At 37.3% G+C, this 12,745-nt stretch carries 8 protein-coding genes; all 8 read left to right on the top strand.

Translation table 11 applies throughout. The annotated features are described in order from the left end of the window. Positions 1 to 12 precede the first annotated feature (12 nt). The 8 genes from Q0X77_RS00410 (at position 13) to Q0X77_RS00375 (ending at position 12,744) form a co-directional block, all read left to right on the top strand. The gene (locus Q0X77_RS00410; RefSeq protein WP_297791725.1) at positions 13 to 2,268 is read left to right on the top strand and encodes a patatin-like phospholipase family protein; all 2,256 of its coding nucleotides are present in this window, start codon (positions 13 to 15) and stop codon (positions 2,266 to 2,268) included. Between the two features lie 216 nt (positions 2,269 to 2,484). Then, the gene (gene hppD / locus Q0X77_RS00405) at positions 2,485 to 3,627 is read left to right on the top strand and encodes a 4-hydroxyphenylpyruvate dioxygenase (RefSeq protein WP_297791723.1); all 1,143 of its coding nucleotides are present in this window, start codon (positions 2,485 to 2,487) and stop codon (positions 3,625 to 3,627) included. Between the two features lie 445 nt (positions 3,628 to 4,072). Beyond that, positions 4,073 to 4,903, top strand: a complete 831-nt coding sequence (locus tag Q0X77_RS00400) for a DUF3108 domain-containing protein (RefSeq protein ID WP_297791721.1) — start codon at positions 4,073 to 4,075, stop codon at positions 4,901 to 4,903. A gap of 7 nt (positions 4,904 to 4,910) precedes the next feature. Beyond that, the gene (locus Q0X77_RS00395; RefSeq protein ID WP_297791719.1) at positions 4,911 to 5,879 is read left to right on the top strand and encodes a tryptophan 2,3-dioxygenase family protein; all 969 of its coding nucleotides are present in this window, start codon (positions 4,911 to 4,913) and stop codon (positions 5,877 to 5,879) included. A 2-nt stretch (positions 5,880 to 5,881) separates the two neighbouring features. Further along, positions 5,882 to 7,153, top strand: coding sequence for a peptidoglycan DD-metalloendopeptidase family protein (locus Q0X77_RS00390; RefSeq protein WP_297791717.1), 1,272 nt, complete (start codon positions 5,882 to 5,884; stop codon positions 7,151 to 7,153). A 4-nt stretch (positions 7,154 to 7,157) separates the two neighbouring features. Then, entirely contained in the window at positions 7,158 to 8,795 is a 1,638-nt protein-coding gene (pgi, locus tag Q0X77_RS00385; protein WP_297791714.1) for a glucose-6-phosphate isomerase, read from the top strand. Positions 8,796 to 8,970: 175 nt separating this feature from the next. Continuing rightward, positions 8,971 to 12,216, top strand: coding sequence for a TonB-dependent receptor (locus Q0X77_RS00380; protein ID WP_297791712.1), 3,246 nt, complete (start codon positions 8,971 to 8,973; stop codon positions 12,214 to 12,216). Positions 12,217 to 12,306: 90 nt separating this feature from the next. Next, a complete protein-coding gene (locus tag Q0X77_RS00375) occupies positions 12,307 to 12,744 on the top strand; it encodes a hypothetical protein (RefSeq protein ID WP_297791710.1) in 438 nt (145 codons plus the stop codon). The last annotated feature ends 1 nt before the right edge of the window (position 12,745 follow it).

Here is a 12,745-nt window from a genome sequence, read left to right as displayed (position 1 = left end):
TAACTTAACCTGATGCAAAAATTGGCATTGACTCTTACTTTTATTCTATGCATTGCAGCAAGTCGGGCCCAGTTCATTGAACCCGATCAGCCAATTAAAGTAGGCCTGGTTCTAAGTGGTGGTGGAGCAAAGGGAATGGCACATATAGGTGCGCTTAAGGTAATCGAAGAAGCGGGTATAACTATTGATTATATCGGAGGCACAAGTATGGGTGCTATTGTGGGCTCTTTGTATGCTTCGGGATATTCGGCAAACGAACTGGATTCTATTTTCCGACAAGCCAATTTTAGTGAACTTATTCAGGACAACCTTCCCAGGGGTGCAAAGACTTTTTATGAAAAAGAAGATTCTGAAAGATATGCGCTTACACTTCCTTTTAATAGATTTAAAATATCGTTTCCAAAGGCCATTTCCGGGGGTCAGAGAATTTATAATGAACTTGCACGGCTGCTTTATCATGTAAAGGACATCAATGATTTTAATAAATTACCCATACCATTTTTTTGCATAGCGACCAATATAGAGACAGGCCAGGAAGTCTTACTCAATAAAGGCTATCTGCCCGAAGCGGTTATGGCAAGCGGTACATTTCCATCACTATTTGAACCCGCTGAAGTAGATGATCAAATTTTAATTGACGGAGGCGTCTTAAACAATTATCCGGTCGAGGAAGTTAAACAGCTTGGCGCGGATATCATTATTGGTGTTGATGTGCAGCATGATTTGAAAGACCGTGAATCCCTTAATTCAGCAACGGATATCATACTTCAGATTAATAATTTTCGTACTGTAGAAGACATGAAGGCAAAGGTAAGTGAAACCGATATCTATATTAGACCTGATGTAGAGAACATTTCTGTGATTGATTTTGATTTAGCAGAGACTATTATAGAAAATGGGAGGTTGGCAGCCCTCGATAATTTAGAGAATTTAAAGGAAGTGGCAGCCCAACAAAAAAGTATTAGAAAGGATGCCCCAAAGATAGTGCCCCAGGATTCTATTTTTATCAATAAACTAACAATTGATGGTAATATTAATTATTCCAGGGCATATGTAAAAGGGAAATTACGCATTGATTTACCAGCCAGAATTACTTTTAAAAAATTGCAACAGGGAATGAGTAATCTTGCGGCCACCAATAATTTCACTACAATTCGCTATGAGTTGGTTTCAAATGAGCCTGGCGAGGAATTAATTCTTAAATTAAGAGAAAACCCGAATAAAGCATATTTAAGATTAGGGGTACACTATGATGATTTATATAAAACGGCTGCACTGATAAACATTACCAAAAAGAACTTGTTTATGAAAGATGATGTAGCTTCAATTGATTTTGCTCTTGGGGATAACATCAGATATAATTTTCAATACTATCTGGATAAAGGTTCATATTGGAGTTTTGGAGTGAATTCGAGGCTCAATGATTTTAAACAGGATGTGGATTTAGATGTAATTGGATCTAATTTTAACATTTCAAACATCAGTAATATCAATGTAATTAATCTGGAGGTATCAGATTTTACGAATCAATTATATGTTCAGACCGTTTTTAAAGAGGAATTTGCTTTTATCCTGGGGGCTGAACATAAATTGCTTAAATACAGTACCAAAACCTTTATTGATGATACAGACCCTTCACCACAACCCCCTTCAAACGAACGGGTGTTTTTTGAGAAAAGCGACTATTTTAGTACCTATGGCCAATTAATATTAGACACCTACAATAAAAGGTACTTTCCCTCAAGAGGTCTGTATTTTAAGGGGGATTTTCACCTGTATTTATTTTCATCAGACTTTAATGATAATTTCAAGGAATTTTCCATAGCTCAAGCCAAATTCGGTGCTGCATTTCCTATTATAGGAAAACTTTCAATGAACCTTTCCACTGAAGGTGGGTTTAAACTGGGAAGCTCTGATGTAAAAGCACTCGATTTTGTGCTGGGAGGTTATGGGAATGATCTTATAAATAATTTTATTCCTTTTGTAGGATATGATTTTCTGAGCTTACCCGGCAATAGCTATGTAAAATCCACCGCCCGTTTAGATTTTGAGTTCGTTAAAAAACATCATTTTATGCTAACAGCAAATATTGCTAATGTTGAAGATGATCTTTTCAGGACCGGAGAATGGTTTACACTACCCAATTATACAGGTTATGCCGTATCATATGGATGGGAATCTTTTATAGGACCGGTACAAATAATGTACTCCTGGACTCCCGAAATAAATGATGGAAATTTCTTTTTCAGTATCGGATATTGGTTTTAAGAGTTGTTTAGCTACCTATTGAACAGGAAAAGCGCTCTGTGTCTATTGGGATTAGCAGTTTTTTCCGATATTTGTAAGGTTGAGCAAACACAATGTTAGAAACCAGAATTGATATTTCCGCCCATCTTCGGGCAATGTGGTAAACACAGAAAACCTCTGACTTGGACAAACGCGTCCCAAAACAACTTTAGTTACTAATAAAATCAAAAAAATATCATGGAAATACTGGATAAATCGTCTTTAAAATTGCCTAAAGAAAACCTGGAAGCAGAAGATTTTTTACCTCTTTTAGGCACAGATTACGTAGAACTTTATGTAGGTAACGCCAAACAGGCGGCCTACTATTATATGGCCGCATGGGGCTTTCAGCCTTTGGCATATGCCGGATTGGAAACCGGACTAAAGGACAAAGTTTCTTATGTTGTGGAACAGGACAAAATTAGACTGGTTCTTACATCATCACTAACACCAGGAGGGGAAATTAATAAACATGTGGATTCACATGGCGACGGAGTAAAGGTTATTGCCCTGTGGGTGGATGATGCTGCAAAAAGTTATAAAGAAACTACCAGTAGAGGAGCAGAAAGCTATTTTGAACCCAAAGAAATAAAGGATGAAAATGGTTCTATTGTGCTCTCTGGAATTCATACTTATGGTGAAACTGTGCATGTTTTCGTTGAGCGCCGAGAATATGATGGTGTTTTTATGCCGGGATATACAAAGTGGGATCCCTATTACAAACCTTCAAATGTAGGTCTGAAGTATATAGATCATATGGTGGGTAATGTCGGTTGGAATGAGATGAATAAATGGTGTGAATTTTATGCAAAGGTTATGGGTTTTGCACAATTGGTTTCCTTTGACGACAAAGATATCTCAACAGAGTATACGGCATTGATGAGTAAGGTAATGAGTAATGGAAATGGCAGGATAAAATTTCCAATAAATGAACCGGCAGACGGACGAAAGAAATCGCAGATAGAAGAATATATCCAGTTTTATAATGGAGCTGGGGTTCAACATATGGCCATGGCCACGGATAATATCATACATACGGTTACGGCTCTCAGGGAGAGGGGGGTGGAGTTTTTAACTGTCCCTTCCAGTTATTATGAGGATGTGCTGGACCGCGTAGGCGAAATTGATGAAGATTTGGAACCCTTAAGCGAATTGGGTATTCTCATTGATAGAGATGATGAGGGATATTTACTTCAGATATTTACGAAACCTGTTCTGGACCGACCCACAATGTTTATTGAAATTATCCAGAGGAAAGGCGCCAAGTCTTTTGGGAAAGGAAATTTTAAAGCGCTTTTTGAAGCTATTGAAAGGGAACAGGCCTCCCGAGGTACTTTGTGAAACTCTTATCTTAAGAATATGTCAAAATTTCAGATGCTTTTATAAAGTATTGTTAATAGTCTAGTTAAAGTAAGTTAAAAAACTTTTAGATAAAATACTTATGAATTAAATTTGTGCAACATAAGGGGTGGTTCCCTTATAACTTTAAGTATTGGTTTTTCATAATTTAAAGTTTGGTTGGTTATTTAGGAAAAGCCCTGATTCTTTATCGGGGCTTTTTTTTTCACCCGCATGACTTTGACAAAAGTAGAATTCATAGTTACGCATTGTCAGATGCCCCGCTCTGTGTGAAACGAATTCACAGAAATTTTGCTCTGGCCATTACTGTTTTGTTTCACTTGGTTGTAATGTACAGTACAATACTTTGGAACAAATTTTGTTTAAGTAATAGTAAATTTGAATTTATTTGACATCTTTTTTGATAAATTACATTCGAAAATCTGTTATGAAAAAGATCATTCTTCTATTTTTTATCATTTTATGCCTATCGCTTAGTGGACAGTACATAAGGGTTGAGAATTTTAACAACAATTATGAAAAAGTTGATAAGAAGCACAATGATCCGGCATTTAAGCCAGGGGAATGGCTGAAATTCAGGGTACACTATGGCTTCTTAAACGCAAGTTATGCTACCTTGCATATCAAGTCCAATATGATAGACAGTATTCCTGTATATCACGTTGTTGGCAGAGGAAAAACTACAGGTTTTGCCAGCATATTTTTTAAAGTGGATGACACCTATGAAAGCTATTTCGATAAAGAAGATGGGAAGCCGTACCGGTTTGTTAGAAAACTTAATGAGGGCGGTTACACTAAAGATGAGGAAATTAATTTTGATCACAAAAAAGAAGTAGCGGTTCTAAATGATAAAAAGAATGATAGAAGGCTTAATATTACCATTAAGGATAGCGTACAGGATCTGATTTCTGCTTTCTATTATTTAAGAAATAACTATGAATTTGAGGATTTAGTCGAAGGGGAGTCATTAGAACTTAAGGTACTTTATGATGATGACGGGATCTATAAGTTCAAACTCAAATATATGGGCAAAGAAATTCTGAAGACCAAGTTTGGTAAAGTAGAATGTCTTAAATTTAGGCCTATGGTACAATCCGGCCGTATTTTTAAAGAAAAGGAAAGTTTGTCCTTATGGGTTTCTAATGATATGAATAAAATACCAATAAGGATAAAAGCCAACCTTGTAGTTGGCGCTATTACGGCAGATTTAGACGCGTATAATGCGCTTAAGTACCAGTTCAAAATAATAATGGACTAAACTTCATATGAAAAGTAAGGAGCGTATAGAATCCCAAATATCAAAACTTGAAGAAAAATATAAGGATTCAGGCCAGGATTTAAGCTCTTACTTAGATGGATTGTTGTATCAACGTTACCTCACCTATTGGGATTATATTCATTTGGATACACTATTAAGTTTACAGGTACCCCGAACATATTTTCCCGATGAGGAAATATTTATTATGTACCACCAGATCACCGAGCTTTACTTTAAGTTGATTATCCATGAAGAAAAACAAATTGTAGATGATAAATCTCAAAATGTAGATTTCTTTCTTGAAAAAATAAACCGAATCAATAGTTACTACAAAGCATTAATTTCTTCATTTAGTATCATGATTCGCGGAATGGAACGTGAACAATTCCTTCAATACCGAATGGCCCTGTTACCGTCGAGCGGGTTTCAGTCTGCTCAGTACAGGACCATCGAAATTTACGCTACTCCTTTGGAACATTTAGTGCACCCATCTGGTAGGAAAAACTTTTCCGAAGAAAATAGTATCGAAGAACTTTATGAGCAAATTTATTGGAAGAAAGGAGCAACTGACAAGGATACAGGAGAAAAGACCCTTACCCTTAAGCAGTTTGAATATAGATATACCCCAAGATTTATTCGGATTGCCAAACAGTTGAAAAACAACACGATATATCATAAATATTTAAATTTACCGGAAGAGAGCAGACATAATAAAGCGCTTAAAGAAGCGTTAAAAAGTATGGACATGAATGCCAACATTAACTGGCCTTTGATGCATTTGGGATCAGCCCATAGATATCTGAACAAAGAGAGCACTTCAATTGAGGCCACCGGTGGAACTAATTGGAAGGAATATTTGCCTCCTAGTTTTCAAAAGGTTGTATTTTTTCCAAATTTGTATTCAAAACTAGAGTTAAATAATTGGGGAAAGCAATGGGTAGACCATATCTTTAACCCTGAAAAAATTAAAAACTGACCATGTATAAGTATTGGGGCACAATTTTATTACTTAGTATAATCATTTCCTGCAAGAAAGTTCAAACCGAAAAAGATACCGAACAGGTAGTTAATACCGCAATCAACACAAATTTATCTACTGAGAAAGAATTCGGATTTAATCTTGAAGACTTTATGGTCATTCGAGACACTGTTAAACGTGGGGATAGCTTTGGAGAAATCATGATTGAAAACAAAGTTGATTATCCTAAAATTGCTAAGTTATCTGAAGAATATAGGGACACTTTTGATGTTCGAAAGATTAGAGTTGGTAAGCCTTATCTAATTCTAAAGTCTAAAGATACCGCCCGGGGAGCCCAGGTTTTTATTTACCAGAATGATCTGATTAATTTCACTGTAATTGATTTTCGTGATTCTGTTGTAGCCTATAAGGATCGTAAGCAAGTAAAATATATTCAAAAAGAGGCAGGGGGAATAATTGAATCTTCGCTTTCCGAGGCAATATTGGATCAGGGAATTGATTACAATGTCACCAATGACCTTTCGGAAATTTATGCCTGGACCATAGATTTTTTCAGGTTGCAAAAAGGAGATAAATTTAAGGTTATCTACAAGGAAAAATATATTAATGATACCATTTATGCGGGTGCAGAACCTATTGAGGCAGCATACTTCGAACATAATGGCACACCTCTCTATGCATTTGCCTACGAGTCGGATTCTCTAAAAAATATAATTGATTACTTTGATGAAGAGGCTAATAATCTCAGGAGGACTTTTTTAAGGGCGCCTGTTAAGTTTAGTAGAATTTCCTCTAGATACAATCTGAAAAGGAGGATACGCTATTATGGATATAAAGTAAGGCCACATCGTGGCACTGATTATGCCGCACCCGTAGGAACCCCAATAATGGCAACAGCAGATGGTACAATTACAGAATCGACCAGAAAAGGAGGTAATGGGAAATATGTTAAAATAAGGCATAATGGAACCTATAGCACGCAATACCTCCATATGAAAAAGCAAAAAGTTAAACGCGGAGAATTTGTGAGGCAAGGAGATGTCATTGGATGGGTAGGCATGACAGGTAATACCGGTGGCCCGCACGTGTGTTATCGTTTCTGGAAAAATGGACGCCAGGTTGATCCTTTTAAAGAAAAACTTCCTGCTGCAGAACCTCTTCCCGAAGCGATAAGAAAGGATTATTTTGAATTTATTAGTCCACAAAAAGTACAGTTAGATTGTATTGAATTTCCTGAAAAAACAGAAGAAAAATTGCTAACACTTAACTAACGCAATGCCACTACAGAACACTAACCCAACCGCTACTGAAGCCTGGAAACTACTTGGAGAAAATTATAGGGAAACCGCTCAGTTACATTTAAAGGAACTTTTTGAAGCCGATAAAGAACGTGCTAAAAAATTCACACTTAGATTTAAGGATTTTTATGTTGATTATTCTAAGAATAGAATAACAGATAAAACGATGTCCCTACTGCTACAGTTAGCTGAAGAAGTTAATTTGAAGGACGCCATAGAAAAGACTTTTAATGGAGATCTTATTAACAAAACCGAAGGCAGATCTGTTCTTCATACGGCTCTCAGAGCAAAAGAAACAGATACCGTACTGGTGTCGGGGGCTAATATTATGCCTGAAGTTTACCAGGTTAGAAGACAAATTCAACAATTTACCAATAGTGTCATCAGTGGAGAAAAAAAGGGGTATACCGGAAAGGCATTCACAGATGTAGTTAATATTGGCATAGGAGGTTCCGATTTGGGACCATTGATGGTCACAGAGGCCTTAAAGTTCTACAAAAATCATTTGCGCACTCACTTTGTCAGTAACGTTGATGGAGATCATGTATATGAGATACTAAAGGAACTTAATCCTGAGACGACATTATTCATAATCGTTTCCAAAACTTTCACTACTCAGGAGACGCTGACCAATGCAAATACCATTAAAAGATGGTTCTTAAAATCAGCGAAGGAAGGAGATGTCGCAAGGCATTTTGCGGCTGTTTCGACAAATACAACGAAGATCAATGAATTTGGAATAGCCCGGGAAAACGTATTTCCAATGTGGGATTGGGTAGGCGGAAGGTTTTCACTCTGGAGTGCAGTTGGACTTTCGATTTCACTTGCAGTAGGATATGATAATTTTGAATCCTTATTATCAGGTGCAAATGAGATGGACACCCATTTCAAAACTGCTGATTTTGAGCAAAATATCCCTGTAATTTTAGCCCTAATAAGTGTTTGGTATAACAATTTCTATCATGCAGAAACGGAAGCAATTATTCCTTACACCCAATATCTCAATAGATTTTCGGCATATTTGCAGCAGGGCATGATGGAAAGTAACGGTAAGAGTGTAGATAGAGATGGTCATTTTCTAAATTATCAGACGGGAACTATAATATGGGGAGAACCTGGCACTAATTCTCAACATGCTTTCTTTCAATTAATGCATCAGGGTACCAAACTAATACCTGCTGATTTTATAGGCTTTAAGGAATCATTGCATGGTGATACGGATCATCACAATAAATTAATGGCAAATTTCTTTGCTCAGACCGAAGCACTGATGAATGGTAAAACCGAAAATGAGGTGAGACAGGAATTAGAAGCTAAAGAAATGCCGGAAAATGAAATCGAAGCTCTGGTTCCCTTTAAGACTTTTAAAGGAAATAACCCCACCAATACACTATTGATAGATAAGCTTACACCCCATACTCTGGGAATGCTGATTGCCATGTATGAACATAAAATATTTGTTCAGGGTGTTATATGGAATATTTTTAGTTTTGATCAGTGGGGGGTGGAATTAGGCAAGCAACTGGCTTCCAAAATTTTGGATGATATCAATGATTCAGATATTAGCAAACATGATAGCTCTACGCTGAAACTTTTGCATTTTTTTAAGGATTAAATTAGCACTTTTATAATTCGATAAAATGCTACCTTAATTAATCCGATTTTCTATCTATTTGTTGCCAAACTTGCGTTACTTTTGTTATTGGTTTTTTAACATTACCTTAACGCATATTTGTCATGTATACGGCACATTTGCAGGATAAATCAAAAATTAATTAACACTTAGTAAAATGAAAAAAATCTACTTTGGCTTAGTTGCTTTTTTAGTGTCAGCTATGGCATTTTCACAAGGAGTTACAACCTCTTCTATTGGAGGTAAGATAACAGATAACACTGGTGAACCATTGCCTGGGGCAACCATAGTGGCTGTTTATGTTCCAACAGGGGCTAAATATGGTGCCGCAACGGATTTTGATGGCTATTACAGGATATCAAATATGAGATCTGGTGGTCCTTATAGAATTACTATATCTTATGTTGGTTTTAACGATTATGTTCAGGAAAACGTAAACTTAACTTTAGGACAATCTACTACAATAAGCACGGGATTAGCTGAGTCGGCTACTGCCTTAGACGAAGTTGTGGTGACCGCATCGGGTACTGGTGTATTCAGTTCAAGTAAGACCGGTACGGAAACTAATGTCTCCCAGAGAGATATTCAGACCTTGCCGTCGGCATCCAGATCCCTGGCAGATTTTGTAAGGATTACTCCTCAGGCCCAGCTAACTGAAGGGAATGATGGTTTTTCTATATCCCTGGCTGGTCAGAACAACAGGTATAATGCTATTTATATTGATGGAGCTGTTAACAATGACGTGTTCGGACTTGCGGGCTCAGGTACTAATGGAGGTCAGACCGGGGTTAATCCCTTCTCTGTAGATGCTATTGAAACCTTTCAGGTAAATATTGCACCTTTTGATGTAAGGCAGTCCGGTTTCTCTGGTGGATCTATTAATGCAATTACCAGATCGGGGTCTAATGAATTTAGTGGCTCTGCTTACGGGTTTATTCGCAATCAGGATCTTGTAGGTAAAACACCTCCCGATTTAGTAGGTGGTGACGAAGAAAGAGAAAAAGTATCAGATTTTAGTGCATACACCTATGGTTTAAGAATAGGGGGTCCAATAGTGAAGGACAAGCTGTTCTTTTTTGTAAACTACGAAAGACAGGACGAAGAAACGCCACAACCTTTTAATTTCAGTAATTATACAGGTAGATCTTCACTTGCAGATATCGAAGGGCTATCTAATTTTCTTCAATCTACATATGGTTACGACACTGGTATCTTTGATAACAATACCAGGACGCTTGAAAGTAATAAACTGGTTGCAAAAATAGATTGGAATATAAACCAGGAACATAAAATTACCTTAAGGCATAGTTATGTTGGAGCAGACAATGTTGAAGCCCGAAACTCTGGCAATAGAAATATTGGTTTTATCAATGGGTCTGAGACATTTAACACTACAACTAATTCAACTGCCCTGGAATGGAGTTCAAGGTACGGGAATAAGTTTGCCAATAACCTTGTTCTCGGTTATACTAGGGTAAGAGATGACAGGGACCCGGCAGGAGCCCCATTCCCAACTGTAGATATACAAGATGGTGGAGGTACAATTTCTTTCGGAGCCGAGCCATTTTCAACGGCCAATCTATTGAATCAGGATGTCTTTACAATTACAAATAATTTTGACGTATACGCCGGTAGGCATACATTTACTTTCGGAACAAACCTTGAATTTGCTAAAGTTAAAAACTTGTTCTTTGCCTTTAACTATGGAGATTACACATTTGAGGACCAATTTGATGATGCGGGAATTCTTCTTTCCTCTGGATTGAATCAGTTCCTAACTGTGCAGAATAGTGATGTTTATCAGCATGGTTATTCATTGATTGGGGACGGTACCGTTGGTGACGAATCTGATGGTGCTTCAGAATTTGATACCTTCCAACTGGGCCTCTATATTCAGGATGAAATTAATGTATCAGACAATTTGAAAGCTACTTTAGGTTTCCGTATAGATGTTCCTTATTGGTCTGATGGTACTGTAAACGAAGATTTTAACACAAGGACCGTAGGCTTGCTTGAAGCTGCGGGGAAAGACTTACAGGGTGCCAGAGTTGGTCAGGGTATAAACCCTACAGCTATGATAGCACCTCGTTTTGGATTAAACTGGGATGTAAACGGTAGGAATACCACCCAGATAAGAGGTGGGGTAGGTGTATTTACATCCAGACTTCCACTGGTATGGCCCGGAGGAACTTATAATAATAATGGTGTTACCGGTGGATTTATGTTTGAATTTGGTCAGCCTTTTGAACCGGATGTTAACAATCAGTTCAAAGATCCGCTTCCCGGCACAGGAGGAGTTGGAGGTAATATTGATCTCATCGCAAAAGATTTTAAATTACCACAGGTAGCCAAGTTTAATATTGCTATAGATCAGAAATTACCTATTTGGGGATTAATTGCTTCAGCTGATTTCTTGTTTACTGATGTAATAACAGATATTTATTATCAAAACCTCAATCTTAAAGGTCCCGCAGGTAATTATATTGGGGCAGATACCAGACCTTTCTACGACAGAAGAGATGAAATAGATGATACATATGGCAGGATTATATTAGCCTCAAATACTGGTGGTGGGAACTCAACCAACTTTACTTTCTCTTTAAGAAAACCATTTGAGAATGGCTTTGCAGGCCAGGTTAACTATTCATGGGGAGATTCGTTTAAGATTTTTGATGGAACCTCTTCACAGAACAGCTCCCAATGGAGAAACATTCAGACTGTAAATGGTAAAAATTCAAACCTACCGGTGACGCGTTCAGATTTTGCATTGGGTAACAGGGTTACTGCTAATGTAAGCTATGAATTGAGATGGAATGATAATATCAAAACCACTTTTGGGGTGTTTTATGACGGATCGCAATCCCAGCCTTATAGTTTTACCTATAGAGAAGGACGCGACTTGTTGAATGATGATTCCAGGGATAATGCACTGATTTATATTCCTGCATCTCAGGACGAAATTGTTTTTGCCGGGGATCCTGCTGAACAGGCTGCTAAATGGCAACAATTGGATACATTCATAAACAGTGTTCCTTATTTAAGAAATAGAAGAGGGCAATATGCCGAAAGAAATGGTTCAAGGGGGCCATGGAGTCATGTAATTGATTTGAAATTTCTTCAGGATTTCTCTTTTGATGTCGGAGGAAAGCGAAATACTATCCAAATTTCTGCAGATATCTTCAATTTCACGAATTTGTTAAGCAAGGATTGGGGTAAGAGAAAATTTGTTAGAAGCAATGTAAGCCCGCTTACTACCGTATCTACGGATGATACACCAACCTTCGATATTAATGACGGGGTTATCAATGATGATGGTTCACCAAATATTGTTGAATTGGATGACGCCGGATTGCAGTCTTCCAGATGGCAAATGCAACTTGGGCTACGATATATATTCAATTAAGGTCTCTTAAATTAATCTGAAAAACCCCAACAAACTTGTTGGGGTTTTTTAATTATATAAATTCCGTATTTTTAGAAAAAATAATTCAAAATGGAAATTTTACAAACCGCTCACTCTTATCTTGCTTATGTGGTTCTGGCCATACTCTTTCTCGCGGTAGCCAATGCAATTACAGGATTAATGAGTAATAGAATCTTTAATTTACAAAAGGATTTTAGGATAAGTTTATTTGCGTTAATATTTTCGCACTTGCAATTGCTATTGGGTCTTGTCCTGTTTTTTGTCTCTTCCAATGGCTTTTCCGCAATTAGAGAATTGGGAATGGGTGGCTTAAACTCGGCAGCAAGACTCCTGGCGGTTGAACACCCTTTTATTAATATCATTGCCATTATTTTGATTACAATAGGTTGGTCTCGCCATAAAAAATTTATGGAAGCCAAGCCCAAATTTAAGGCAATAGCCATTTTCTACGGTCTTGGACTTGTACTTATTTTAAGCAGGATTCCGTGGAGCCAATGGCTTAATTAAT

This window comes from uncultured Eudoraea sp. (assembly GCF_947258925.1).
In the GTDB taxonomy this organism is placed as follows: domain Bacteria; phylum Bacteroidota; class Bacteroidia; order Flavobacteriales; family Flavobacteriaceae; genus Eudoraea.
This window is presented reverse-complemented; position numbering and strand designations above follow the sequence as displayed.

Bases quoted from the DNA above. Each gene is read 5' to 3' on its own strand.
- Q0X77_RS00410 (WP_297791725.1), top strand. From the start codon at position 13: ATGCAAAAATTGGCATTGACTCTTACTTTTATTCTATGCATTGCAGCA.
- hppD (WP_297791723.1), top strand. From the start codon at position 2,485: ATGGAAATACTGGATAAATCGTCTTTAAAATTGCCTAAAGAAAACCTG.
- Q0X77_RS00400 (WP_297791721.1), top strand. From the start codon at position 4,073: ATGAAAAAGATCATTCTTCTATTTTTTATCATTTTATGCCTATCGCTT.
- Q0X77_RS00395 (WP_297791719.1), top strand. From the start codon at position 4,911: ATGAAAAGTAAGGAGCGTATAGAATCCCAAATATCAAAACTTGAAGAA.
- Q0X77_RS00390 (WP_297791717.1), top strand. From the start codon at position 5,882: ATGTATAAGTATTGGGGCACAATTTTATTACTTAGTATAATCATTTCC.
- pgi (WP_297791714.1), top strand. From the start codon at position 7,158: ATGCCACTACAGAACACTAACCCAACCGCTACTGAAGCCTGGAAACTA.
- Q0X77_RS00380 (WP_297791712.1), top strand. From the start codon at position 8,971: ATGAAAAAAATCTACTTTGGCTTAGTTGCTTTTTTAGTGTCAGCTATG.
- Q0X77_RS00375 (WP_297791710.1), top strand. From the start codon at position 12,307: ATGGAAATTTTACAAACCGCTCACTCTTATCTTGCTTATGTGGTTCTG.